This is a genomic window from Leptospira sanjuanensis (assembly GCF_022267325.1).
GTDB classification, from domain to species: domain Bacteria; phylum Spirochaetota; class Leptospiria; order Leptospirales; family Leptospiraceae; genus Leptospira; species Leptospira sanjuanensis.
Genome location: NZ_JAIZBG010000001.1, coordinates 1,429,842 through 1,454,753, shown reverse-complemented (window position 1 = coordinate 1,454,753; position 24,912 = coordinate 1,429,842). Strand labels below are relative to the sequence as shown.

General features: G+C 46.0%; 22 protein-coding genes. 8 read left to right on the top strand and 14 right to left on the bottom strand.

Annotated elements, in window-relative coordinates:
- Positions 1–71 precede the first annotated feature (71 nt).
- The 4 genes from LFX25_RS06590 to LFX25_RS06580 all read right to left on the bottom strand — a co-directional run bounded on the left by LFX25_RS06590 (position 72) and on the right by LFX25_RS06580 (position 6,019).
- Positions 72–1,217, bottom strand: a complete 1,146-nt coding sequence (locus LFX25_RS06590; protein WP_406600481.1) for a DUF445 family protein — start codon at positions 1,215–1,217, stop codon at positions 72–74.
- Positions 1,214–3,568, bottom strand: a complete 2,355-nt coding sequence (locus tag LFX25_RS06585) for a hypothetical protein (protein ID WP_238729512.1) — start codon at positions 3,566–3,568, stop codon at positions 1,214–1,216. Before LFX25_RS06585 ends, LFX25_RS06590 begins: the two co-directional genes overlap by 4 nt.
- A gap of 93 nt (positions 3,569–3,661) precedes the next feature.
- The gene (locus LFX25_RS20810) at positions 3,662–3,796 is read right to left on the bottom strand and encodes a hypothetical protein (protein WP_118955234.1); all 135 of its coding nucleotides are present in this window, start codon (positions 3,794–3,796) and stop codon (positions 3,662–3,664) included.
- A 123-nt stretch (positions 3,797–3,919) separates the two neighbouring features.
- Positions 3,920–6,019: a PP2C family protein-serine/threonine phosphatase gene (locus tag LFX25_RS06580; protein WP_238729511.1), complete on the bottom strand. Its 2,100-nt coding sequence runs from the start codon at positions 6,017–6,019 to the stop codon at positions 3,920–3,922.
- A 300-nt stretch (positions 6,020–6,319) separates the two neighbouring features.
- Between LFX25_RS06580 and LFX25_RS06575 the strand changes: the two genes are divergently transcribed.
- The 6 genes from LFX25_RS06575 to LFX25_RS06550 all read left to right on the top strand — a co-directional run bounded on the left by LFX25_RS06575 (position 6,320) and on the right by LFX25_RS06550 (position 13,219).
- Positions 6,320–8,149, top strand: a complete 1,830-nt coding sequence (locus LFX25_RS06575) for an alginate export family protein (RefSeq protein ID WP_238729510.1) — start codon at positions 6,320–6,322, stop codon at positions 8,147–8,149.
- Between the two features lie 27 nt (positions 8,150–8,176).
- Positions 8,177–9,181, top strand: a complete 1,005-nt coding sequence (locus LFX25_RS06570) for a sulfate ABC transporter substrate-binding protein (RefSeq protein WP_238729509.1) — start codon at positions 8,177–8,179, stop codon at positions 9,179–9,181.
- Positions 9,182–9,427: 246 nt separating this feature from the next.
- Positions 9,428–10,438 carry a sulfate ABC transporter substrate-binding protein gene (locus LFX25_RS06565; protein ID WP_238729508.1) on the top strand — a complete coding sequence of 337 codons (1,011 nt, stop codon included), beginning with the start codon at positions 9,428–9,430 and terminating at the stop codon, positions 10,436–10,438.
- Positions 10,439–10,455: 17 nt separating this feature from the next.
- Positions 10,456–11,310, top strand: a complete 855-nt coding sequence (gene cysT, locus LFX25_RS06560) for a sulfate ABC transporter permease subunit CysT (RefSeq protein WP_238731527.1) — start codon at positions 10,456–10,458, stop codon at positions 11,308–11,310.
- Complete coding sequence (cysW, locus tag LFX25_RS06555; protein WP_238729507.1) at positions 11,307–12,146, top strand: sulfate ABC transporter permease subunit CysW; 840 nt, start codon at positions 11,307–11,309, stop codon at positions 12,144–12,146. The genes cysT and cysW overlap by 4 nt, the downstream gene beginning before the upstream one ends.
- Positions 12,147–12,148: 2 nt before the next feature.
- Positions 12,149–13,219, top strand: a complete 1,071-nt coding sequence (locus LFX25_RS06550; RefSeq protein WP_238729506.1) for a sulfate/molybdate ABC transporter ATP-binding protein — start codon at positions 12,149–12,151, stop codon at positions 13,217–13,219.
- 198 nt (positions 13,220–13,417) lie between these two features.
- Here LFX25_RS06550 and LFX25_RS06545 read toward each other — a convergent pair whose 3' ends face one another.
- Genes LFX25_RS06545 through modB form a run of 3 tightly spaced genes read right to left on the bottom strand, consistent with a single transcriptional unit; the run spans position 13,418 to position 15,594 of the window.
- Positions 13,418–14,137 carry an ATP-binding cassette domain-containing protein gene (locus LFX25_RS06545; protein WP_238729505.1) on the bottom strand — a complete coding sequence of 240 codons (720 nt, stop codon included), beginning with the start codon at positions 14,135–14,137 and terminating at the stop codon, positions 13,418–13,420.
- Positions 14,137–14,889, bottom strand: a complete 753-nt coding sequence (gene modA / locus LFX25_RS06540) for a molybdate ABC transporter substrate-binding protein (RefSeq protein WP_238729504.1) — start codon at positions 14,887–14,889, stop codon at positions 14,137–14,139. Before modA ends, LFX25_RS06545 begins: the two co-directional genes overlap by 1 nt.
- Positions 14,890–14,913: 24 nt before the next feature.
- On the bottom strand, positions 14,914–15,594 hold the full coding sequence (modB, locus tag LFX25_RS06535; protein ID WP_238729503.1) for a molybdate ABC transporter permease subunit: 681 nt from the start codon (positions 15,592–15,594) through the stop codon (positions 14,914–14,916).
- A gap of 224 nt (positions 15,595–15,818) precedes the next feature.
- Between modB and pdxH the strand changes: the two genes are divergently transcribed.
- Both pdxH and LFX25_RS06525 read left to right on the top strand, forming a co-directional pair.
- On the top strand, positions 15,819–16,463 hold the full coding sequence (pdxH, locus tag LFX25_RS06530) for a pyridoxamine 5'-phosphate oxidase (protein WP_238729502.1): 645 nt from the start codon (positions 15,819–15,821) through the stop codon (positions 16,461–16,463).
- Positions 16,464–16,716: 253 nt separating this feature from the next.
- Positions 16,717–17,637 (top strand): DUF4349 domain-containing protein, encoded by a 921-nt coding sequence (locus tag LFX25_RS06525; RefSeq protein WP_238729501.1) that lies wholly within the window; start codon positions 16,717–16,719, stop codon positions 17,635–17,637.
- 69 nt (positions 17,638–17,706) lie between these two features.
- On the opposite strand, the gene LFX25_RS06520 is transcribed toward LFX25_RS06525, so the two are convergent.
- The 7 genes from LFX25_RS06520 to yajC form a co-directional block, all read right to left on the bottom strand.
- Entirely contained in the window at positions 17,707–18,912 is a 1,206-nt protein-coding gene (locus LFX25_RS06520) for a bifunctional 3,4-dihydroxy-2-butanone-4-phosphate synthase/GTP cyclohydrolase II (RefSeq protein ID WP_238729500.1), read from the bottom strand.
- 121 nt (positions 18,913–19,033) lie between these two features.
- On the bottom strand, positions 19,034–19,639 hold the full coding sequence (locus LFX25_RS06515; protein ID WP_238729499.1) for a riboflavin synthase: 606 nt from the start codon (positions 19,637–19,639) through the stop codon (positions 19,034–19,036).
- Entirely contained in the window at positions 19,624–20,889 is a 1,266-nt protein-coding gene (locus tag LFX25_RS06510) for a bifunctional diaminohydroxyphosphoribosylaminopyrimidine deaminase/5-amino-6-(5-phosphoribosylamino)uracil reductase (protein WP_238729498.1), read from the bottom strand. The genes LFX25_RS06515 and LFX25_RS06510 overlap by 16 nt, the downstream gene beginning before the upstream one ends.
- Positions 20,889–21,827, bottom strand: coding sequence for a protein translocase subunit SecF (gene secF, locus LFX25_RS06505; protein WP_238729497.1), 939 nt, complete (start codon positions 21,825–21,827; stop codon positions 20,889–20,891). Before secF ends, LFX25_RS06510 begins: the two co-directional genes overlap by 1 nt.
- Before the next feature lie 2 nt (positions 21,828–21,829).
- Positions 21,830–23,758 (bottom strand): protein translocase subunit SecD, encoded by a 1,929-nt coding sequence (gene secD / locus LFX25_RS06500; RefSeq protein ID WP_238729496.1) that lies wholly within the window; start codon positions 23,756–23,758, stop codon positions 21,830–21,832.
- A 10-nt stretch (positions 23,759–23,768) separates the two neighbouring features.
- On the bottom strand, positions 23,769–24,551 hold the full coding sequence (locus LFX25_RS06495; protein ID WP_238729495.1) for an SRP-less Sec system protein: 783 nt from the start codon (positions 24,549–24,551) through the stop codon (positions 23,769–23,771).
- A complete protein-coding gene (yajC, locus tag LFX25_RS06490) occupies positions 24,548–24,871 on the bottom strand; it encodes a preprotein translocase subunit YajC (protein WP_174714579.1) in 324 nt (107 codons plus the stop codon). The genes LFX25_RS06495 and yajC overlap by 4 nt, the downstream gene beginning before the upstream one ends.
- Between the last annotated feature and the right edge of the window lie 41 nt (positions 24,872–24,912).

The following is a 24,912-nucleotide window of genomic DNA, read 5'->3' as shown; positions in this document are numbered from 1 at the left end:
GATAAAAGGACTTTTACGATTGGAAGGAACCGGTATTCGTACGTATCGAAACTACGAGGACCGGCGAACCTTCAAAAAAAGAACCGCAAAACTCCCGTTAGACTTCCCAGAAAAAAACCGAGAATGCTTCCGTTGATCCGAATGGTTTCCAAAACATTTCGAGTCTTCCATTCCAAATTCTTTCGGAGATCTTTCGGGTCGAGACTTTGCAAACGCGTCGTAATCTGCCTTCCGATATAACCGGAAACGCCTTCGTCCACCCTCTTCTCGACGAACTCCAGCACCGATCGCAAAGGCGCGTATTCTTGAAGAGTTTTGATTTCACCGATTTCCTTAAGATGAGACTGAATCAAAGTTCCTAAAAGACGACTCGCTTGAACCTTTAAAAACCCCATCAAGGATCGAACCGCTTTTTCCCTTTGATCCAGATGAAGTTCGTTCCAGGAAGAAATATACGTTTCCGTGGAAGCAGCCATCAAATTGACGAGCTTCTCGATCGTTTTTTCGTCCTTGGATTCGATCACCAACCCCTGCTTTACGTGATTCCCGTATTCCTTCAGTTTTTTCGGAAAGTCGACCACGAGGTTCAAAACCACCTGGGCAACTAAATTCATTTTTCCTAATATTTCTTGAAGAAGAGATTTGAATTCCTCCGTATCGGCGACTTTGATCATGGACTCCCCGATCAGAAGTTTGATCGTGTCCATAATCTCCTTTTGTCGGTTTAACTCTTTTAATAAAGCGACATCCGTTCCCGAAAACTGATAATGAACCACGTATTGAACGATGTCTTCCTCCACTTTGGAGAAAAGCTGGTTCAAAACCTCGTGGGTTTTTTCCTCGTTTCCGAAGGTTTCGAGTAAAACCTCGTGAACGTCGTCGCGGGTGGTCGGATCTTCCAAAACCATTCTGATTCGCGAACGGATCACCTCGTGATGCAGAAGATCGCCCGCAACCCAGTTGCCGATTTCCGATGCGAGTCTGGAACTGTCCTCTTCGATGGCCTTGTAGGTTTTCCAAACCGCAAACCAATCGCAAAGTCCACCGATCAAACCTCCTTCCAAAGCGGAAAGAACGACCTTGGAAATCGGAGTTTCCGGATTTCCGAAAAACAAAATCGAGAGAATCGCCGCCGAAAAACCGATCAGCAAAGAATTCGAAAAAAGCTGTCTTTTTCGAAACGGGGTTTTCGGAGAATCGGAGGCAAAGAACATCAATTCGATAGTTTCCTACGCGTCAAAAACGTGGCGCCGAAAAATAGAAGCGGAAGCAACAGTTGAATGAACGTGATCAAATACGATCGAATATCATAAAATACGAATCTATTTTCCTTCGCCTTGGAACAAAAATAAAACTGACCTTCCAGAGTGCGATAAACAGTTTCATCCGAATCGGATTTCCAAAGCGGAAAAAAGCCGGAACGAATCAAGATCGGAGAACACGCATTCGTTTCTGCCGTTTCGGAAAGTTTCCAATGAATAATCGAATCGTTCCAAGAAAGAGGATGAATCTCAGCCGAAGAACCGGAGACTTCTTTCTTCTTTTCCTTTTTTAGGCCCGGTTTCCGTTTTAAATCGTTCTCCGCGTCCTCTTCGATTCTTTTTTGAAAGTAAGAATTCAGCTCCGCGATTTCATATCCCGCCGAAAACGAATTCGGATCCGATTGAAATTCCTGTTTGGACAAGGGTATTAAGGAAACTTGATATTGAAACGCGGAGTTCAGGATCGACTCCGACAATTCTTCCGCTTTCAATCCGCGTTTTTTTTCGGGAGAATTCTCCGGCGTCAAAACCGCGATCGGTTTTGACGGAAGCAATTCCAAAAACGGTTTGGAAATATTCAATTTCCAGAATGTCCACTCTCCCCTTTTTTCCAAGGGCGTAAATGCGACCGGATCGGACGAAGCGATCTCGTTCAAAGCGTTCGATCTGAGTAAAACGTAAGACACACCCCGTTCCGCAAGAAGGTTCGTAAACAAACGAGACAACTTTTCGCGTTCTCCGATCGGTTGCGCGCTCCCGTTTTTGTTTTCGTTGTTAAACGAAGTTTTCGGTCCTTGCGACGGAAACAATCCTATGATTTCCTCCGCTGAGGAAGGAAGAGAACTTTCAAATCGATTCTGAAGCGTAAAGTTCCTTCGCAAAGCCTTTCGAATTAGCACGCTCGCCCATCTGGATTCTTGCGATACGTTCCCGCCCGCAATCTCTTCCGACGCGATGAGCGCTCCGTACGCGGTGTTTTCGAACGTGCGCATCCATTCTTCCCTTTGTTCCCAAAGACCGGAATGTTCTTTGGATACGTTTTCGATTCCGGTGGCCGGTCCGGGAATCGAAACGATAAACCGAATCATTCCTAATATGAATAAAGCGAGACCGGTCCATAATTTCCATTTTCCGGGTGGAAGATTTTTCAAAAAGAATCGAGCCGTTACGAGCGCGGAAAAGGTAAGAAACACGAGCGAGACGTTGAGCGCCGTATACCACCGAACATGAAGCCAAGGTAGAATCAAGGAAAGGGAAGAATCGGTCGCCATCCAGTAAAACAAAAGCGTTCCGAAAATCAGAAATCTCGAAATCGGGGGCAATAACTTTCTGATAAACAGAAGACGAATTCCGATCACGAACAAAATCGGAAACAATAGATGAATCCAATACTGATCGATAAAGATCTGTCTGAATACGTCCGGAAACTTTTCCGGTCTTGAAATGCTACCGGAAAATTCTTCGCCTAACAACGATAAAAGACCGTTGATCGGAAAGGAAATCGGCGGATTCTGCTGATACGAAACGTACCCGAAGTAATTCCAAAGAATCGGCGACGCGCACAAAAACGGCAAAAGAAAGATCAAAAGGATTTCGAGAAGTTCGAACTCGTCCTTGTAAAATAAAAAGTAAATCCCGAGAGAAACCGCGTAAAACAGCGAAGTTTCGTAGTGCGTATAAAAGACGATCGTTCCCGTGATAAGATGTTTGAAGAACGAGGAAACTTTTCCCGTATAACGAAATTTTTCTAGATAATAAATTCCTAATAGAGCAAACCCGAGTCCCAACGCGGAAGAAATCGAATTCTGAAACACGCCTACGATACCCGCGCCGACCGTTCGATCGCCAGGGTATAAAAAGTAAAACATAAGCCCCGTCATCGTAAGCAATGCGTTTCCCGGGCTGAGATTCGTTTCGGTGAGAAATAAAAACCCTAGTTTTAAGAACGCGTATGAAAACAAAAAGAGCGAAATCAGAATTCCTAAATTGAACGAAACGCTAAACGGAAAAAAGAACAATAAAAAGGTGTGAAGAAAGGAAACCAAAAAGAAAAAGAACGGAGACTGAAAGTAGAAGGTGGGACTTCCCCCTTGCAGAGAACGATCGTATCCGGATGACAGAAAATTCTTAAATAGAACCTGATAGTCCTGCGCGATGAGATATTGATTTTGCAGAGAAACGGATTCTGGAATTCGATCCGAAAATAAAAACCGGAATTGTATGGATAAAAATAAAAAGACTAGGAAAAATACGAGAGGCTTTCTCGCGGCGTGAGGAATTTTCCATTTCCCCTGGATGATTTGCATGGGATGATTCTTACGAAACCCGATTTCCTGACAAGCAAAACGGGCTTTTCGATCCCTCTTTCAAATTCCGTTCCCGGAAAACGCCTTTCGGATTTATTCTTCCTTTGCGTTTTCCTGAACGTATTTTTTAAATTCCGCTTCCGACATTTTATCGGAGTATAGCGGATAAAGAGCCGCAATCAATTCTTCCAAGGTCGGGAACTTTGCTCCATCCAATTTGTAAGCCATATCAGACTCCTTGCGACTTTTAGAATCCAGCGATCGAACGATTCCAAATCCTAAGAAAGAATCGCAACTCGCGTCTTTGCCATTTTTTTCGATAGGCCTTTTCTATAAATCGAAAAACCGTTCTTAACTTAAAATCGATCTTTCGATCCCGAGCAAAGTTATATCGTCTTTTTTAAACTCGGGTAAACTCAAAGCATTAGCCGAGTCCAACAATTCTTTGCATACGCTTCCGATCGATTGATTGCATCTTTGTTCAAGCCATCGTTGCATAGAAAAATTCTCGTATTCTCCTTCCGAAAAGATGAATCGATCGGGCAATCCATCCGTAAAGAGATACAATCGAAATTCTTTAGGAAGAACCTCGGATAATTCTTCGTATTTGAATCCGGGAATCATTCCGGCATAAGGTCCGATCCAATCGAGAGAAACCGTTTTTTCGTTCGTACTTAAAATGCAGGAAGGATTTCCCGCGCTTGCAATGAGAATCCGATCCGTTTCAAAATCCAAATCCACAATCATACCGGAAAAGAAAGGGCTGACATCTCCGATTCTCGCGCTGAATCGTCCGGAAAGTTCCGTAAGAAATTCTCCGGGAGAAAGTTTCGGATCGAAGATGGAATTGTATTCGCTCTGAATCACCATCGTCATCAGAGAAGCTTGAACCCCGTGACCGATCGCGTCCGCAAGAAAGATACGCAGTTTTTTTTCGGCGATCGGACGCACGATATAAAAGTCCCCGCCCACTTTTGCGATCGGTTGATAGAAAGAATGCAGACGAACACCCGCGTTTTTTAATACGACATCCTCCGGAACTTCCAAAAAGTCCGTTTGAATTTTGACCGCCATATCCAAATCCTCTTCGATCGTTCGGAAGGCCGCGCGAAGTCTCTGCGTTCTCTCTTCGACTTTTCGCTCCAGATTTCTGGAAAGGTCCAAAAGTCTTTGCATGTTTTTAGAATTCCGAACCGAAAGAGAAACGGATTGCGCCGCAAGAAATACGAACGTTCCGATGGAGGAATAATATCCCGTTTCCAAAAAGTAACTTACATAAAGAAGATCGTTGATCATCGCGAGATAGATGAAAATGAATCCGGTCAAAAGAATGAGAGAACCTTCCCTCTTTTTACGAACCGCTTTGACGAGCGTATACAATCCCAAACTTCCCGCGATAAAGGCGTTCAGATAATACATCGGAATCGTATGCGTAAAGATCCGCATCGGAAAAAACAAAACCATCGAAGACGCGACTATAGAGATCCACCATAACACGTCCACAAAGACTCGCTTCAAATCCCGCGGATATAAGGAAAGAATGTAGTTCAAAAAGACCGGAACCGAAAGATAAAAAGTCAAATATTCAATTCGGATCATATTCTCGTAATTGATCGCGTCCGTATATTCCAGGATCAAACGATTTCCGGGAAACAGGCTTCTCGAACCCATGATCAAACAAAATAATCCGAAATACAAAGAGGGAGTCTCCTTTCTTCGTACGATAAAAAAGGAAAGATGAAGAAAGGCCATGATCAAAAGTCCGCCCACCAAAAATGAATCCAATCGAAGAGAACGATTCCATTCGCTGCGGAGCGTTTCCGCTTCCCCGATTACGATCGGAGACCAAAATCCTCCGAGCCGTAAATCTTCATTCGCGATTTGTAATACGATTTGCAGGTCGGAGCTTTCGGGTTGGAATTCGATGAACAGAGGACGAATTCCTTCCTCCACCGCGTCCAAATTTCCGTCTTGGTTGCGAATAATCTTTCCGGAATTTAAAACGTGTTTATCGTCGAGATAGAGTTCATACGACGAACTCTGATCAGGAAGAATCATTCCCAGCTTAAATCGTTTTGCCGGAAGTTTTACGTCGAGAAGATACGTTCCAAATCCCTTTCCCTTTCTGAATTCCCCGTTCCATGCGGAAGGAACATATAAGATCTCTCCGGATTTCGAAAGAGTTTCGTCCTTTCTTCGCTGCGCGTCGAACTTCCAAGCGCCCCAGTAAAACATCCACTCGCCGCGTAAAACGAGTTTTCCTTTGTGAGCAAAGTCCCAGGAGGAAGCGTTTAAAATACCGGATCTTGCGACCGGAGGTTCTTCGTTTTTGCAGTAGGCAAGAAGCGCGCATAACGCGGCAACGATCCAAATAAATCGAAACGATAAAAACGGCCTTCGGGTGAAACGTATCACTCTCGCAGTGAAAGATCCGGTCTTGATCGCAAACATAGAGGGAGAATCCTTTCTCAAATTCACATACTGTTCAAATTCTTTTTCTATTTTTGGAAGGAATCGATTCTGATAAAAAGAATTCGTTCCCTCAATTTTGCAGAACGTACGAGCATAAATTCTCCCAAACTTCGTTCTCCACCCTCTCAAAAACCCTCTTTTTTCCCAGAATATTTGACAAAATAGCAAAAGAATTATCCTAAATTTTAGATTTATATCCAATATAGCAGATTATTTGTTGACTATAACGAGAAGACTCTCTCTTTTAGTAAAAAATTTCTAAAAAGGAGGATTTAGGTGATGCAAACGATTACTCGAATAACGGCAGGAGTTATTTTTATCTGTACTTTTAGCTTTGGCTTACTCTCGCAAGAACCCAAAAAGGAAAAATCGAGAACCGAGTCCACACCGGTCTTAAATCTGGATCCGCCTTCGGATGTGAAATACGAAGAACAACCGAACGATGGAAAGGGAATTCCCGAAATCCAACAGGAACTGGCAAAGGAAGAACCGTATAAAAGTCCGTACAAAGGAAAACTACCCGGTGAATTTATGAAGTCCATGCTCCTTTCGCCGGAACACCAGGACGCGGTGAGGAAGGTGGATCGACTTTGGTTGGGGGATATTTTCCGCGTCGGATTTCAGGTTCGTCCTCGTTTCGATTACAGCCACAACGCCGATTTTGATAAGCGAACTCAGGACGATAGAAACTTCGCGACTCAGAACTCTCAGGTCTCGTTTATCATCGATCCGAACCAGTATGTCGCCGCCAAGGTGACGATCCAAGACGTTCGAGTTTGGGGGGGCGAGCAATCCCGTAAGGACGGCCAACTCGGTTATCTCGGTCTTTCCAACTCGGCGGGCGCGGAACTCAGTTCGGCGCCGACGGCTACGAACTCCGTTAGCATTAAGAACAACACGGACCTCAGAGAGGGTTTTATTCAATTGAAGAATTTCGCGGACGGTTTTGAAGTCTTTCTCGGGAGACAAATCTTCGGATTCGGCGATAACCGATACGTGGGCGGACGAAACGACGGTCAAACGGGAAACTCGTTCGACGGCGCAAGAGTGAAATACTCCTCCAAGTATTTCAACTCGGAGGCGTTCACTTCCATCATAGCGGAAGATTCCAACGCAGGTAGCGGTAACAACACTGCAAACGGCGTCAAACGGGGAACCGTTAACGATACGTATCTTTCCGGTTTATACAACACGATCAAGTTCGAAGACTTTCTCGTGGATCTCTACTACTTCAACATCGATAAGAAATGGGAACAAGGCCCCGCCCCGACTACGAGTTTGGACAGAACCAGACAAAGGGACGACTTAAACACGGTGGGATTTCGCTTAACGAACAGGACTGAAAACAACCGCCTGCCGAAAACCAAAGCTTGGGACTGGACTCTGGAAGCGTCTTGGCAATACGGATTCAACGGTCAAAGAGTCAACGCCGGTTGGGACACCCTCAAACAAACAGTGGACGGAAATCCTAAATCGCAGAGAATTTATACGGAAAACGTGGAATACGACGCGAAGTATTTCATCGCTCAGACCGGTTATACTTTCTTTGATCGCTTTCGTGTAGGTCTTCAATACTCGATCGGATCGGGAGATCCGAATCGTACGGACAATAAGGTTGCGACGTACGACGCTTCGTTCGCGACAAGATCGGGGGGATTCCCCTACTTCGACTCCGGAAACGGGATCGTAAACGCGACATTCTGGTCGAACACGAGAACCAAATCCGTCCATTTGATGTATAACTCTCCGAATTACGGAAGATTCATCTTCGTGGCTTACGATATTCAAAAAGCTTCCGAAAACGACGCTTGGTATTCCTCCGGCGGAACGGCTAACACTGGTTTGACGACCGAGAACTCGACAGGCTCCGCGTTCGGCGGTTACAAACTCGGAGAACGCGGCGGAAAACGTCTGTTCTACGAATTCGACCTGATCTACCAATTCTATCTCAAAGACTACGTATCCATCTGGACGGGCGGCTCTTATCTGTTAGCGGGAGATTCCGTCAGAAACGCGAGAGTGAATCCTTGGGCTCCGAACGTAAACGATCGATACACGTTGGACAACAAGTCCTACAGCTTCTTCCTGTTCGTTCAGTTCGCGATGTAATTTAAATTTAGAAGTTAGGAAACCAGTATGAAAACAAAAATTTTTAAAACAACGTCGATCGTATTTCTCGCGATGACGGCAAATCTAGGGCTCTTTGCAAAAGACGTAAATCTCCTGAACGTATCGTACGATCCGACCAGGGAGTTATACGCGGAGTACAACAAACTTTTCGCAAACTACTGGAAATCAAAAACCGGCGACGAAGTGAGAATCAACCAGTCCCACGGCGGAAGCGGTAAACAAGCAAGATCCGTGATTGACGGATTGGAAGCGGATATCGTGACTTTGGCCCTCGCATACGACATAGACATCATCGCATCGAAGGGATTGATCGCAAGAGATTGGTTGAAAAGTCTTCCGAACAACAGTACGCCTTACACGTCTACGATCGTATTCGTGGTGCGGAAAGGAAACCCGAAGAACGTCAAAGACTGGGACGACCTAGTTCGCAATAAGGTAAGCGTAATCACTCCGAATCCGAAAACGAGCGGAGGAGCGCGTTGGAATTATCTCGCGGCTTGGGCTTTCGCACAGAAGAAGTTCAACAACGACACGAATAAGGTGCAGGACTTTATCAAAACCTTATATAAGAACGTTCCCGTTCTCGACTCGGGCGCGAGAGGCTCCAGCAACACGTTCGCACAAAACGGGATCGGGGACGTTCTTCTCGCGTGGGAAAACGAATCCTTTTTGATCCTCGAAGAATTCGGAAAGGACAAGTTTGAAGTCGTAATTCCATCCTTGAGCATTCTCGCGGAGCCTCCCGTAGCGATCGTGGAAAAGAACGCGGAAAAACACGGAACGTTGGAAACCGCCAAAGCTTATCTCAAATCCCTCTACTCCGAAGCGGCGCAGGAGATCATCGCAAAACACGGTTATCGGCCGAGAAACCCCGCCGTATTAAAGCGACATGAGAACAAGTTTCCTAAACTGGAACTCATCACCGTGGACGGACATTTCGGCGGATGGCATAAGGCACAAAAGGATCATTTTGCAGACGGAGCCTCCTTCGACCAACTCTACGTAAAATAAAAAACGCAGGCAAAGAATGGAGAATATCCCGCGTCAACGCGGGGTATTCTTTCGATTTCCGTATTTTAAAATTGAGGACCGTTTCGTTGTAAGAGTTCCCACACTTTCAAAAGAATCCAGGACTTGCGGCCGAATTCGCTACAAAATTCTTTACTTTCAAACAAGATCTTAAAATATTGGATCAAATTATCTAATAAATTAGATTTTTGTTCACTTTGTTGTAAGACACCCGCAGGAAGGCCCGGGATGAAAACCATCACTTCAAGAATTCAACTCACATCGATCGCGCTATTTTTCTTTGTATTTTCCCTGTATGGCGAAACGAAACTCTTAAACGTGTCGTACGATCCGACTCGCGAACTTTATACGCAGATCAACAAACTCTTTGCGGCTCAATGGAAAAAACAAACCGGAGAAGATCTTACCGTCAATCAATCCCACGGCGGAAGCGGCAAACAAGCGAGAGCCGTGATCGACGGATTGGAAGCGGACGTCGTAACCCTTGCCCTTGCGCACGACATCGAAGCGATCGCGGAAAAAGGAAAACTTCTTTCCACCGATTGGGAGAAACTTCTTCCGCATCAAAGTTCTCCTTATACTTCCACGATCGTATTTTTGGTGCGAAAGGGAAATCCGAAGAACATCAAGGATTGGGACGATCTTACAAAGCCCGGAATCGGAGTAATTACTCCGAACCCGAAAACGGGAGGCGGCGCGCGCTGGAATTATCTCGCTGCATGGGGATTTGCTAAAGCGAAATACGGCTCCGAGGAAAAAGCGAAGGAGTTCGTCAAAAATCTATATAAGAACGTTCTCGTATTGGATTCGGGAGCGAGAGGTTCCTTGACTACGTTCGTTCAAAGAGGAATCGGAGACGTGTTGATCTCTTGGGAAAACGAAGCTCACCTTGCCATCCAGGAAACAGCCAAAAACTCGAACGGTTCCGTCGAAATCGTATTTCCTTCGGTAAGCATTTTAGCCGAGCCTTCGGTTGCGGTCGTAACGAAGAACGCCGAAAAACACAAAACGCTCAAAGTCGCGGAGAGTTATCTCAAATATCTTTATTCACCGGAAGCGCAGGAAGTGATCGCCAAGAATTACTACCGCCCCACCGATGCGAAGGTCGCATCCAAATATAAAAGTCTATTCAAGAATTTGAAACTGTTTACCATCAGAGACGTCGCGGGTTCATGGAAGAACGCGCAGGAAAAACATTTCGCGGACGGAGCGATCTTCGATCAGATCACCTCCAAGTAAGACGTTTACGGAAGAATATCTACAAAGGATTAAAGAGAAGAACATTGAACTTCAGAACCAAACCTTACGGCAAAACGACCTTCGGAATCACGTTAGGTCTTACGGTCACCTATTTGAGTTTGATCGTAATCATTCCGTTAGGCGCACTCTTTCTGAAAAGTTCGGGGATCGGCTGGGAAGGATTTTGGAAACTTCTCACGAACGAAAGAATTTTGGCGGCGCTTTATTTGAGTTTCGGAGCGGGGGCGGTCGCTGCGATCATCAATCTATTGATCGGATTTTTGTTTGCCTGGGTGTTGGTCCGGTACGATTTTCCCGGTAAATCGCTTTTGGATTCTCTCGTCGATCTTCCGTTCACGCTACCCACGGCCGTGGCAGGGATCGCGCTAACTACGATCTACACCCAGAACGGAATCATCGGAAAACTGTTCGTCCCTTTCGATATCAGAATCGCTTACACTCCGATTGGAATCGTAATCGCGCTCGTATTCATCGGATTTCCCTTCGTCGTAAGAACGGTTCAACCCGTATTGGAGGAATTCCCCAAAGAACTCGAAGAATCCGCGTATTGTCTCGGAGCCAATCGCTGGCAGATTTTCAGAAGAGTGATATTCCCCGAACTCGTTCCGCCTTTGATCACCGGCGCAGCAATGGCCTTTGCGAGAGGAATCGGAGAATACGGTTCGGTCGTTTTTATATCGGGAAACCTACCGGGTAAAACGGAAATTCTCCCATTATTGATCGTAACAAAACTCGAACAATATCAATACGAAGAAGCCACGGGAATCGCGTTCATTATGCTGGTAATCTCCTTTAGTATATTATTAGGTATCAATATACTTCAAACGGTTTCCGCAAGGAGAAATGGATGAGACAGGAGTCCTTACTCGTTCGAAGCATTCTGATCGGAACGGTTTTTTTACTAACCGGATTGATTCTACTTCTTCCCATCTACACCGTGTTTCACGAAGCCTTTTCGAAAGGATGGGCGGCGTATTTGGAGGGAATCCAAGAACCCGATACGATCTCGGCGCTCAAACTCACGCTTTTGGTCGTATCCATCGCGGTTCCTTTGAATACGATTTTCGGAATCGTATCCGCAATTTCGATCACACGTTTTGAATTTCCCGGGAAAAGCTGGCTTTTGACTATCATCGACTCGCCGTTTTCGGTTTCGCCCGTGATCTCGGGTTTGATCTTTATTCTTTTATTCGGAAGACAAGGTTGGTTCGGACCTTGGCTTGAAGAAGCGGATATCAAGATCGTATTCAACACTCCGGGACTCGTCATCGCGACGATCTTCATCACTCTCCCTTTCGTTGCGAGAGAACTCATACCTTTACTTGAATCGACCGGAATCGAAGAGGAAGAAGCGGGACTTCTTCTCGGTGCGTCACCGCTTAAAGTATTCTTCAAGATCGTGGCGCCCGGAATCAAATACGGATTATTATACGGCATCATTCTTTGCAACGCGAGAGCCATGGGAGAATTCGGCGCCGTTTCCGTTCTATCGGGTCATATCCGGGGACAGACGAACACCCTTCCGCTGCAGATCGAAGTCTTATACAACGAATACAATTCCGTAGCCGCGTTTTCGGCCGCGTCCCTGCTCGTATTTTTATCCTTAATCACATTGATCGCGAAACAGATCCTGGAAAGAAAGATCAAGATCGGTAAAAAAGAAGATTCTCTTCAAGAGGAGGCATAGTCATGGCAATCGAAGTTAAGAATATTATAAAACGCTTTGGTAATTTTACCGCGATCGACAATCTTTCTTTGGAGGTTCCCTCCGGAGAATTGGTCGCGCTGCTCGGTCCATCCGGCTCGGGAAAGACGACCCTGCTCCGTATCATCGCGGGACTCGAGGACGCGGACGAAGGTCAAGTCATCTTTGAAGGACTGGAAGTCGGTAAAAAGAACGCGAAAGACCGCGGAGTCGGTTTCGTATTTCAGCACTACGCTCTTTTCAGGCACATGACGATTTTTGAAAACGTAGCATTCGGACTCGAAGTTCGGAAACGTTCCGAAAGACCGAACAAGGAAGCGATCCGCGAAAAAGTGATGAGCCTCTTAAAACTCGTCCAACTCGAGAATTTTCACGGCCGTTATCCTTCCGAACTTTCGGGCGGACAAAGACAAAGGATCGCACTCGCAAGAGCCCTCGCGATCGAACCTCGTTTTTTACTGTTAGACGAACCCTTCGGAGCCTTGGACGCAAAAGTCAGAAAGGAACTTCGCAACTGGCTTCGACGTCTTCACGACGAAATTCATATTACAAGCGTATTCGTAACACACGATCAGGAAGAAGCTCTCGAAGTTTCGGACATGGTAGTGATCTTGAAAGCCGGCAAGATAGAACAAGTCGGAACGCCGGATGAAGTCTACAATCATCCTAAGAATTCCTTTGTGTTTCACTTTTTGGGTGACGTGAATCTCTTTCACGGAAGGGTACAAGGCGGACAAACGCATCTCGGAGAAATCAAGGTCGATACCCCGGAGCACTCCGAAATTGAAAACGCATCCGCAGTCGGTTATGTTCGTCCGTACGACGTCGAAATTCTGAAAAGCCCGATCGAAGGTCAAACAATCCCGGCGGAGATTCAGTACATCCACTCGACCGGAAGAACGGTTAAGATCGATCTCAAACGTTTGGATACGGGAACGATTTTGGAATCACAGCTCAACTCTTCCGAGTTTCAAGCGTTGAATCTGCTTCCAGGTGAAACCGTTTATATTCGGTTTAAAAAAGTCAAAGTCTACGTGGAAGATTATACGATCTGATTTAGGAAAATCGGAACGCGCTTTTTGTTAGTCGGAACAATCGTCAGAAACTTTTTGATTCGACTTTCATCGGTTTAAACAAACGCCGCCGGTTTCTTGATTCGAGTTTCGTGTGTCTGGAAAATCGTTTGGGACGTTTCGATTCGAGTTTCGTCTATCGGAACAAACTTCGCGGATTTTTTAAACGGACAAGACGATCTATTTTTTAAACGAAGAATTCTTTGTCTTATTCGCTTTATCTTTTTCCTTCCGCATAGGACGGGTAATCCCGTTTTCGATCGAAAGAGAATCCGCTCCGAAATAGGAATAATCCTCCGGATCGTGTGATACGACTACGACCGGAACTTGAAACAACCTTTGAATTTTTTTGAGTTCTTCCTTCATCTTTTCTTTGAGTTCCAGATTCAAAGCGGCAAAGGGTTCGTCGAGTAGAAGGAGTTCCGGCTTTCCGATGAGCGCGCGCGCCAAGGCAACTCTCTGTTTTTGTCCTCCGGAAAGGTATCTAGGATAACTGCCGGCGATATTTTGTATTTCAAAAATTTCTAATATATCATCCACGAGAATCCGATCCGATTCAGGCAAGCCGAACGAAAAAAGATCCTTTAAAGGAAACTCCAAATTCTTGCGAACCGTAAGATGAGGAAAGAGAGAATAACTCTGAGGCAGATAGCCGATCTTTCTTTCTTGGCTGGGAAGATCGATCCGTTTTTCCGAATCAAAAAACAACGTTTCTCCGAGAAGAATTCTTCCCCGATCGGGTTTGATCAAACCGGCAAGAACCTTAAGCGTCAGCGTTTTACCCGCGCCCGAAGGACCGTAAATAAACAGGAAATCCTGGATAAAACGGAAATCCAAGTCCAAAAAAAAGAATCTTTTCCGATCGGTTAAGGTTTTTTGAATATTTACGGTTAGGGACACTAAGGTTTTCCGAATCGATATTTCTGAAAGATTTTCTTGGCTTCTTTCGACGTTAAAAATTCGACGAATCGTTTCGCTTCGTTCCCATTGGAACTTTTCGCGACGACGATCGCCGGATAAAGAATCGGCTTCGTTTTGAGATTCGCGACCGCAACCTTTACTCTATCTTGAAATAGAACCGCATCGGTTCTATAAACAAAACCGGCGTCCACTTCTCCCCTGGAAACGTAATCCAAAACCTGTCTTACGTTTTCACCGGGAATCCATTTTTTTTCAAGCGCCGCGTCCCATCCCTCTTGTTCCAAAACTTCTTTCGCGTATTTTCCCGCCGGAACGATCGCGGGATTTCCGAAGGAAATTTTCCGGACGGTTTCGTTTCTAAGATCGCTCACCTTTTTTAGATTCAACTTAGAATCGATCGGCGCGATCAACACGAGGGAATTACTTACGAAATTCTTTCTCGTAGCGGGATCGAATAGATTCTTAACCAGACCTTTATCGACATTCTCCTGATCCGCGGAAGCGAATACGTCCGCCGGTGCGCCGTTTTCGATCTGTTGAAGCAAAACTCCGGAAGCCGCAAAATTGAAGGACACTTTAATTCCTTCCTTCTTTTCGAATTCCTTTCCGATTGAAGTAAAAACTTGCGTCAAACTCGATGCGGCGGAAACCAAAAGAACCTTTTCTTCGCCGAATATCGGCGAAAGCTGCAAAACAAATACGAGAAACGCCGGAATCTTGATTCCATTCATATCAGTATTTCCTTATATTCTAAATTACCAATGTGATTTCCGAAAGATCCGCGTAGATACCGTCAAAATCAGGACGGACAAAATCGAAGTCAGAATCACCAGATGGAACGCGACCTGATCGTTTCCCGATTGAACCGCGTCGTAAATCGCAAGCGAAAGGGTTTGCGTTCGTTTGGGAATGTTTCCCGCTATCATCAACGTGGCTCCGAATTCTCCCATCCCGCGCGCGTATGCGAGCATTGCGCCCGCAAGAATTCCTCTCCAAGATAAAGGAAGAATCACTTCCCAAAAAATGGCGAAGTTTCCCTTCCCCAAGGTTTTTGCCGTGTCCTCGTAATCCGGGTCCAGATCTTCCAAAGACGAGAGCGCGGATCTATAGACGAGAGGAAACGAAACGATGATGGAAGCGATCACCGCGCCCGACCAATGAAACAGTACGCTGAATCGAAACGATTCCAAAAGAAAGGAACCGATGACCCCGTTTCTTCCGAATAACACCAAAAGATAATATCCTAACACGGTTGGAGGCAAAACGAGAGGAAGAGTCAAGACCGCGTCCAAAAATTCCTTCCCGAAAAACCGGAACCTGGAAAGGAGATACGCGGCGATCACTCCGAGAATCGTGGCGATCAATGTCGAAAACAAACTCACGCTCAAAGTCAGCGCGATCGGATATCGAATCGTTTCCCAGTCCAACTCGGTCATGCACGGATATTACATCGGGAAAGTCTTCGAGGTCAACCAAAGAAGAATCGATTCCTTCCAGGAAACGAATTCTTTTCAGCGAACCGAACGTTTATCCTGCAACGGAGAAAGCGCTTGTCATTCTTCCTTGTTCCTCTACGGACAGAGGCTTGGGAAAAAACGAATCGATGGACTTCAAATTTTTCTTTTCTTGTTACGGGCTGCGTGTTTTCTAAAAGGAACTTATGAATTCTAAAATCGCGGAAATCAGAACGAGTTATACTTTATCCTCTTTGGACATCGAAGACGCCGGAAACGATCCGGTTTTATTTTTTCAAAAATGGTTTCAAGAAGCCGTTTTATCGGAGGTCGCGGAAGTCAACGCCATGACCCTTGCAACCGCTTCCAAGGACGGAAGACCTGACGCAAGAACGGTGTTGCTCAAAGGAATCACGAACGATTCGTTCGTCTTTTACACGAACTACGAGAGTAGAAAGGGGAAAGAAATGGATGAGAATCCTCGTGCGTGTCTCGTATTTTTCTGGTCCGAACTCGAACGCCAAGTCCGTATCGAAGGTAGCGTCAGCAAGGTTTCAAGGGAAGAATCGGAAGAATACTTTCATTCCAGACCGAGAGAATCCCAAATCGGAGCGGCGACTTCTCCGCAAAGCGAAGAAATTCCGGATCGTAAATTCTTAGAGGAACGTTATCAAAAACTTGTTTCCAAATACGAGGGGAAAGAAATCGATCTTCCCAGTAACTGGGGAGGTTATGCCGTCCATCCGGAAAGGATCGAATTCTGGCAAGGTCGCTCCAGCCGCTTGCACGACCGGATCGTTTTTGAAAAAAAGTCCGATTCTTCTTGGAGAAAATTCAGAATCGCTCCCTAATTCGCGATCCATAGAGAGCGAATTAGCCGATCGGTAGCGGAGCATTATCGAACGACCCGTAGGAAGTGAGATTGAGTTACCGATGGCTCACAACGAAGTTGGGAAATCTTCGCGACCCATAGAGACTCCGGCTTTCTCAGTCCGATATCTCTGCCGTTCCTTTCTCTTTCGCGTCGAATTCGGAACGTTTTCGAGGAAAAAACGGGTCGATCCAGGTGTTGAATTCAATAAGTTTTCGATCGGGAGATTCGCTTTGAAACAGATAGTTCGATTCATTCTCATATTCTCGTTGATATCCGCTTTAGCGTGCGGCAAAGGCGAAGAATCCAAAAACAGTTCCTCCGCTCCTCCGAGCGAGGCGATGAGCAGATCCGTCGGCTCTGCGGATATGAAAAAATCCGCGCCGATGCCCGAAGCGGAAAAGAAAGAAGCGGCCGATGCGGACGATTCGCAGAGTTTTTTCGCTTCGGATAAAGCGGAGAATCAACTCGGTAAAGTTTTCGCACCCGCAGTTTCCGCCGGCAATGAAAGGCTTCTTGAATACAACATTCAACTTGCGTATCAATGTTCCGATCTGATCCAAACGAGAAAGGAACTTTTGGATTTTATCTCGAAATACGGTTACTTGGAAAGCAGTTCCGCTACGAATTCGACTTCTCCGTATATGAGCGCACGAGTTCATGTTCGTTCGGCGAAACTCTACGAAGCTTTATTAGAACTCGATAAATTAGGAACACTCCTTTCGGAGGACATCTCCGCGATCGATCACACGGAAGGGATGGTTTGGCAAAAACGGAAGATGACCCGTGAAAAGATCCGTCTTTCCAGAAGAAACAACGCGAACAGTCAGATCGCAGCAAGCTCCAAGAACTGGGAGGCGATCGAAGAATCCATCGCAAGCAGCGAAGACGAACTCGATCTCGCGGAACACGAAACCTGGAAGATCAAAGACCGCGTAACGTGGGCAACGATCGCAGTCAGTTACAGCCTTCCGACCGCTCCCGATAAGATCGAAGTTCCCGCATATAAGAACGCGTTCGCCGGTCTCTTGAATGCGTTCCTACAACTTACATATTATTTGATTTGGTGGTTGCCGTTCTTGATCATCGGCGGGGTTGCCGTATATTACGCGGGCGTCGCCTATCAGGCGATTCAAAAGAAACTCCGAAAGTAAGAAGGAAAAGGCGCCCGTTTTATTCAAAGTCTTGTCGGAGTTCCGGCAAGACTTCGATTTCGATTCGTCTCAGCCCAAACCGAGAATATGACCGAGTTTCAACTTCTTGGTCATCAAATAACCGTGGTTATCCGAACCCGGTTGAATTTCGATCGGGACGCGTTCAACAACTTCCAAACCGTAACCGTCCAACCCGACGATCTTGCGCGGGTTGTTGGTGAGAATCTTCATTTTACCGATGCCAATATCTCTTAAGATCTGAGCGCCGATTCCGTAGTCGCGTAGATCGGGAGCGAATCCGAGTTTCTCGTTCGCTTCGACCGTATCATATCCTTTATCTTGAATATTATAAGCTTTTAATTTATTGATAAGACCGATTCCTCTTCCTTCCTGTCTCATATAAAGAAGAACGCCCTTTCCTTCTTTGGAAATCATTTCCAAAGCGGAATGAAGCTGAGGGCCGCAATCGCAGCGATTGCTCGAAAAAATATCTCCCGTAAGACATTCGCTGTGAACACGAACCATAACGGTTTCGTCCTTTTTGATATCGCCCTTGATCAGAGCGACGTGAATCTTGTCGTCGATCATCGTAGAATAGGCGCGAATCGTAAAATCGCCGTATTCAGTGGGAAGTTTGGATTCCACTTCGAGGCGGATCAGATTCTCCTTCGCTCTTCTGTAGCGAATCAGATCTTCGATCGTATAAATATTGAGTCCGTGTTTTTGAGCGAACTTTTCCAGATCCGGAAGACGAGCCATAGTTCCGTCGTCGTTCATGATTTCGCAGATCACACCCGCAGAATATAAGCCGGCGAGTTTGGATAAGTCCACTGCGGCTTCCGTATGTCCCGCTCTTCTCAAAACTCCGCCCGGAACCGCCTGCAAAGGAAACAAATGTCCGGGACGCATCAAATCTCCCGACACTGTCTTTTCATCCAGAAGCGCCTGCACGGTGATCGCTCTGTCTTGAGCGGAAATCCCCGTCGATGTTCCGTGTTTCGCGTCGACGGAAACCGTAAACGCGGTTCCGTGTTTGTCGCCCAAAGAATAATCATCCACCATTCGATTGAGTCCGAGTTTTTTCAGACGCTCGGCTTCCATAGGCATACAAATCAACCCACGGCCGAACGTAGCCATAAAGTTGATTTTTTCCTTGTCCGCAAATTCGGCCGCAACTACGAGATCTCCCTCGTTTTCGCGGTCTTCCGAATCCACAAGAATGATCATTCTTCCGGATTTGATTTCTTCGATTGCATTCTCAATGGGCTGGATCATAGTTCTGCTCTATTCTTACCATCTCTTCTATTGGACTATAATTTGGCTACAGAAACTTAAATCTTTGGAACCAAATCCAGGTTTCGAGGCAGTTTCCAAACGAATTAGTTGGAAAACTTAACTATTCCTTAGACTTCAAAAGCTGTTCCAAGTAACGGGCCACGAGATCGATTTCTAAGTTGAGAATCGTGTTGGAACTCCACGACTTCGCGTTGGTTTTCTTGAGAGTTTCAGGAATCAAAACCAGATCGAATTCTCCCGCGCGCGCATCTACGACAGTCAGAGAAATTCCGTCCACGGTAATACTTCCCCGAGGAGCAATATATCGGGAAAGGGAAGAATCGTTTTTTACCGTATAACAGACTACGGAGCCGCCCTCCCTTTCTTCTTTGGTAAGAATTTTTCCGGTACCGTCCACGTGTCCGCTGACCAAGTGGCCTCCGAGTCGCGTCGTAGGAAGAGCGCTTCTCTCGAGGTTGACTTCTTCCCCTACTTTGAGAAGACCGAAGTTGGTGAGTTCGAGGGTTTTAAAGCTCGAGTAGAATCGAAAACGATTTCCGTTGTTCGCGAACTCGGTCACCGTTTGACAACATCCATTCACCGATATCGAATCTCCTAGCTTGATGTCGGGTTGAACCCAAGTCGTTTCTACGAGAAATCCTCTTCCGTCCGGCGTGTCGGAGATCTCTAAAATTTTTCCGGTCGTTTCCACTAAACCCGTAAACATCGATGCGCCTCCCAGCTGTCTTCTCCCACATCCGTTTTCCAAAGGAGAGTTTCCGCATTCGTTTGCAGCGAAGGTAGAATCCCGTTTTGGATCGATCGAGAAGTTTGAATTTTTAGAATGAGATCGTTTTCCTGCATTTTTGCGGAGAAGGTTTCATAAAGCAGATTGCCGCCCTCCACCAGAAGTAAATTGATTCCTATCGAGGAAAAAATAGCGAAACAGTCCTCCGCGAGACGATTCGTCGAAACCGTAAAGAGTTCGTGATCGGTCAATGAGAACAATGCGCGTTTCGTTTCTTCGGAAAGAATCGTTCCTTCTTTTAACAGAAAGATACATTTCTTAGACGCGTTTTGTTCGTTGATGTTTTTCTGTTTTTCGATCCACTCGGACGATATATTCTTTTCTTCGAATATAAGAAACACTCGATACGGTTGATACGCAGTCCTCGCGTCCGAGTGAACGTCCAAAACGTCCGCATTCGTTCCATATCGGAGAATGTTTTTGAGTAAGTTCGCAAATCCGTTTGCGGAACTTTTGGAATTGATTCGTTCGCTCGAGGCAGGCAATTCGTTCCTTAAGTCCTGCCATTGTTTCGATAAAATCCTAAAATCCAAACCCGGTTTATCATAAAACAGAGTTCCCGGACCGACCAAGACTGCGTCGCATTTTGCCCGCAAAAGGGATGTTAGATGGAGAGAAAGTTTCCCCGATAAAAAAATCTGCTTCTTATCCGACGCCGCAAAAGTTCCTTCTTTCGATACGGCCGTTTTTAAAATCAGGGAAGGTCGTTTGTGTTCGATCCGGGAAACGAATCCGAACAGACTTTCGGAGGCGATCTCTGCGAGACCCTTGTCCTGCACGACGTAGATTCCCGCTTGTTCAACCTTCTTCAATCCGTCCGTTTCTCGCACGAGTGGGTTTACGTCCTTCCAGCCGTAATACAAGGTCTTCGGTTTGTGTTCTAAAATCAGATCAAGACAGGGAGGGGTTTTTCCGTGATGCGTACAGGGTTCGAGCGTGACCCAAACGTTATGCGCCGTTCCCGCCAAGCCGTTCTTTACAAATTCTGAATATGCGTTCCGTTCCGCGTGGGGTCCGCCGGTCGGGGAGGTCCGACCTTTTGCTAAGATTTTTTTATTTTCAATGTCGGTGATGATACAAGAAACGGGCGGGTTCGGGGAACTTTCGCCCGTGGATAAGAAGGAGAGCTTGCGCATTTCCTCCCGAATGTTTTCCGGGAGGAAGGTCATCAGCCTCTCGCCTTTCGTATCACATGATCGTAAATGTCTACGAGAGGGGCGGCGATAAAGATGGAGGAATACGTTCCGATGATGATCCCGAACGTTAAAACGTATGCGAAGTCGAAGAGTTCGGTCGCGCCTCCGATGATAATCGCAATGATGGAAATCAAAGTCGCAAAAGAGGTGTTAAACGTTCTTCCGAGAGTTTGGTTGATCGCGGAGTTGATCGTCTGTCCGAAGGTTTCATTCAGATTTCCGGCCGCATTCTCGCGGATTCGATCGAAAACCACGATCGTATCGTTGATCGAATATCCGAGAAGAGTCAGCAAAGCAGCAATGATCGGGACGCTCGGTTTGATTTGAAAGAATCCGATAAACGCAACGGTCAAAACTAAGTCGTGCGTCAAAGCGAGAATCGCTCCCAATGCAAACTTAAATTGAAAACGGAAACTGATATAAGCAAGAATGATCGCCATCGTCAGACCGAGAAGCGTGGTCCCCGTGGAAGAAAGTTCTCCTCCGACTACCGCACCGACCTGGTTCGCACTGAGAACCTTACTTTTATCGATTCCGAAGTCCGTCATAATAATCGCAATCAACGCGTCGATTCCGGAAACTTCGACCTTGTCTTCGGGTTTCAGAGAATTCTTCTGTTTGTATTTTTGCAGAATCGCGTCCACCGAACCGAGTCCGATATCGATCTGGTAATGATTCTTATCCTTATCGAGTAAAAGAAGAACGGCTTCGATCTTGTTTTCCGAAAAGTAGGTTTCGAGCTTCTTGCGGTCCGTATTCTTATCGAATTCGATTACGGTTCTAAGTCCCCCGTTGAAGTCGAGGGAGTTCGCAAAACCTCCGTGAACCGCAAACGTATACGTAAAACCGAATACGATTAACGCGAGAGAAACACTGATGGAAACGTATTTGTATTTTATAAAATCAAACATTCTTAAGACTCCAGTTTTTTAAAGCCGATCTGGAGTTTTTGAACTCCCAGCTTATTGACCAAAAGATCCATCACCAAACGGCTCAGGAACAAGGAGGTAAAAAGAGAAGTAACGATCCCCCAGCAGAGAGTGATCGCAAATCCTTTGATCGGTCCGTTTCCGAGACGAATCATCAGAATTCCCGAAATCAAGGTCGTCACGTTACTGTCGATAATCGTCCAAAAAGCGTTGTCAAAACCCTGTGCGACCGCCACCGAAGCGGATTTACCCGCTTGCAATTCTTCCTTGATCCGTTCGTAGATGATCACGTTCGCATCCACGGCCATACCGACCGTCAAGATGATCCCCGCAAATCCGGGAAGAGTCAGAGTGAATCCCATCAAGGAAAGAAGCGCGCTCAAAATGATGATGTTCGCAAAGAGTGCGACGTTCGCCACCAATCCGGACAACCTGTAGATCAACAACATGTATAACATTACGAGAATGAATCCGATCATTACGGCCTTCATCCCCACTTCGATCGACTCGATCCCGAGAGTCGGTCCGATAAATCGCATCTCCAAAACGCGGAGAGGAATCGGAAGCGCTCCCTCGCTGATTACGTTCGCAAGATCCACGGCTTCTTCTTTTGCAAAAGAACCGTCGATCTGAGCCACACCGCCCGCGATCGCACCGCGGATCGTAGGAGCGGAAACGACTTTGTCGCCCCAAACGATCGCGAGATTTCTTCCTTTGTTTTGGGAAGTGATCTCGAAAAACTTCTCCGCACCGGCGCTGGTCAAAGTAAACGATACGATATAACCGAAGGAATTGTTTTCGAAAGAAGGTCTTGCGTCGCGCATATCCCGTCCGTCGAGAGCGATCGCTTTTTCAAGAACGATAAATCTTCTCGGAAGCAACGGAGAATTCTGATTGTTTCCTCTCGCCCAATACGCGAACACTCTGTATTTATCCTTCGGAATTTTATACTTGTCTTCCAGGGATTGAAGGAACTTATCCTGTTCCGCTTTTCCGAGTTTTTGTTTTACGATGTTCTGGTATTTAACGATATCGGTTTCTTCTCGTTTGCCGCTTTCCAGAAGTTTGTTTTCTTCCTGTTGAATGATCGCGGCGTACGTAACACCCGGACCCGCGGAATTTTCCGATTCTTCCAGACGATATTCCACGGTTTCGGTGTTCTGGATGATTTCCAAAATTTGGGAAGAATTGGTCACGCCCGGAAGGGAAACTTCGATCGAATCCTGATCCTTTTGAATCCGCACCTGCGGTTCGGTCAGGTTCTGGCTTGTCAAACGGTTGTCGATGATGAGTTTCGCTTTTTCGAGTTCCAGAAGTTTACGGCTCGGGGAAAGCTCGAAATAACTTTCGATCTCTTCGAGACGATCCTTCGCCTTTTTCTTTTCCTTTTCGTCCACGGAAGGATCGGCTACGGTTTTGTTTAAGGTTTCAATTTCTTTAATATAGCTTTCACGAAGTTTGGAAGCGTAGTCTTCGAAATCCCCTTTCATCGCGACTCTCATCCCACCTTGCAAGTCGAGACCGAGTTTGATCGTCAAAGGACGTCCTTTGACGATCCATTCTTCCACGAGAGTCGGACGAAGTTTATTCTTCGCTTCTAAAATCAGCTCGGGGTTTTCCTGAGAAATCTGATTGATCTTTGCGGAAGTGATGAATCTTCCTTTGACCAAAAGATAGGATTCTTCATTCAGTGCGCTCGGAGCCGGAGAAATCGTCCAATCGGATTGTTTGTATTCGTGATTCCAACGTTCTTCGAACTTGGAAAGAATCGCTTTTTTCTGTTCCGGCGGAAGCGAAGTGAATTCTTTTCGAACGGCGATTTCCAATTCTCTCGTTGCGAAGTTGGGATAAAGTATGATTGTCGCCGCTAAAATAATAACGAGCGGCAGGAAAATCCATGTCGCAGATTTCAAGGTGAAACTCCTAGTCTCTTCTCATTTTATTGATGGTAACCGGAGATCTGCGGCTGGAACTTCCGCGCGATTTACCGGCTTTCAGTCTGTACAAAGCAAATAATAGAATGAATACTACGATGATGATGGGTTTTTTATACTCGGAAATAAAACCCGTAAAGGAACCGGACTTTTGCCCTTCTTGAACCTTCTTTTTTTCCTCTTCCTTTTTCTTATCTTCGCCTAACTTAAGTATGTCGGCAAGGCGGTTCTGAAACGAAGGTCCTTGTTCGTTTTGCGAAGGTTCCGCGGAAGCGGTGTAGCCCGGAAGATTGTTCGGGCGGATTTTCATTTCCTCGTTCACCCAATACGGTTTCGGAAGATTGCCCGTGTCCACGTTAGACGCGCTTGCAACCTGCTGTTCTTCCAAGTTACGGGAAGAAGTTTGAGAACCGTTGTTCGAAGAATTAGAGGAGGAATTGTTCTGGCCGTTCGAACCGTTTTGGGAAGAATTCGAAGAAGAATTGGATCCTTCCTCTCCGTTGTTCGGCTCTACGTTCTTCTTGGTTCCTTCCGGATTGGAAGGAGTAGAAGAGGATGATTTCTTTTTCTTCTTTTTGGATTTTTTCTTTTCCTTCTTTTTGGAAGACTTCGTGGAAGAAGCGGAAGAAGATCCCGAAGAAGACTTTTTGCTCACGGTCTTTTTGGGTTCCGCAACTTTTTCGAGGAAGTCGATTTCTTCCCCGTCCTGGGCGAACGCAATGGAATTCCCCAGAAATAGAAAGATGGAAATGAAGACCGCGGCTTTTTTCATTTGTCTGCTTGTTTCTTTTTCAAAACGGTGCTTGCCGTAAAGGAAACGTTCGTATCCTTTGCGATGTTGAGAACGACTACTTCGTTGTTGTCCTTGATTTCCACGACTTTACCGTGAATCCCGGAAGACGTTACGACCTCGTCCCCTTTTTTGAGGCTGTCGATCATCTCTTTGCGTTTCTTTTCTTCGCTTCTTTGAGGACGGATCACGAGAAAATACATGATAACGAGCATGATCGGGATCAGGAGAAGAGTGGAAAAAGGGGACTTGTCGCCTTCTCCCGCCGCCTGAGCCAGTTGTAATAGAATGATTGAGTTCAGAGTCATTTTTTATTCCCTGTATTCGAGGATTCTAACCAGTA

Bases quoted from the DNA above. Each gene is read 5' to 3' on its own strand.
- LFX25_RS06510 (WP_238729498.1), bottom strand. From the start codon at position 20,889: ATGACCTTCCTCCCGGAAAACATTCGGGAGGAAATGCGCAAGCTCTCC.
- pdxH (WP_238729502.1), top strand. From the start codon at position 15,819: ATGAATTCTAAAATCGCGGAAATCAGAACGAGTTATACTTTATCCTCT.
- modA (WP_238729504.1), bottom strand. From the start codon at position 14,889: ATGAATGGAATCAAGATTCCGGCGTTTCTCGTATTTGTTTTGCAGCTT.
- cysW (WP_238729507.1), top strand. From the start codon at position 11,307: ATGAGACAGGAGTCCTTACTCGTTCGAAGCATTCTGATCGGAACGGTT.
- LFX25_RS06585 (WP_238729512.1), bottom strand. From the start codon at position 3,568: ATGCAAATCATCCAGGGGAAATGGAAAATTCCTCACGCCGCGAGAAAG.
- LFX25_RS06565 (WP_238729508.1), top strand. From the start codon at position 9,428: ATGAAAACCATCACTTCAAGAATTCAACTCACATCGATCGCGCTATTT.
- LFX25_RS06580 (WP_238729511.1), bottom strand. From the start codon at position 6,019: ATGTTTGCGATCAAGACCGGATCTTTCACTGCGAGAGTGATACGTTTC.
- LFX25_RS06515 (WP_238729499.1), bottom strand. From the start codon at position 19,639: ATGTTTACGGGTTTAGTGGAAACGACCGGAAAAATTTTAGAGATCTCC.
- LFX25_RS06575 (WP_238729510.1), top strand. From the start codon at position 6,320: ATGCAAACGATTACTCGAATAACGGCAGGAGTTATTTTTATCTGTACT.
- LFX25_RS20810 (WP_118955234.1), bottom strand. From the start codon at position 3,796: ATGGCTTACAAATTGGATGGAGCAAAGTTCCCGACCTTGGAAGAATTG.
- LFX25_RS06520 (WP_238729500.1), bottom strand. From the start codon at position 18,912: ATGATCCAGCCCATTGAGAATGCAATCGAAGAAATCAAATCCGGAAGA.
- LFX25_RS06570 (WP_238729509.1), top strand. From the start codon at position 8,177: ATGAAAACAAAAATTTTTAAAACAACGTCGATCGTATTTCTCGCGATG.
- LFX25_RS06495 (WP_238729495.1), bottom strand. From the start codon at position 24,551: ATGAAAAAAGCCGCGGTCTTCATTTCCATCTTTCTATTTCTGGGGAAT.
- modB (WP_238729503.1), bottom strand. From the start codon at position 15,594: ATGACCGAGTTGGACTGGGAAACGATTCGATATCCGATCGCGCTGACT.
- secF (WP_238729497.1), bottom strand. From the start codon at position 21,827: ATGTTTGATTTTATAAAATACAAATACGTTTCCATCAGTGTTTCTCTC.
- LFX25_RS06550 (WP_238729506.1), top strand. From the start codon at position 12,149: ATGGCAATCGAAGTTAAGAATATTATAAAACGCTTTGGTAATTTTACC.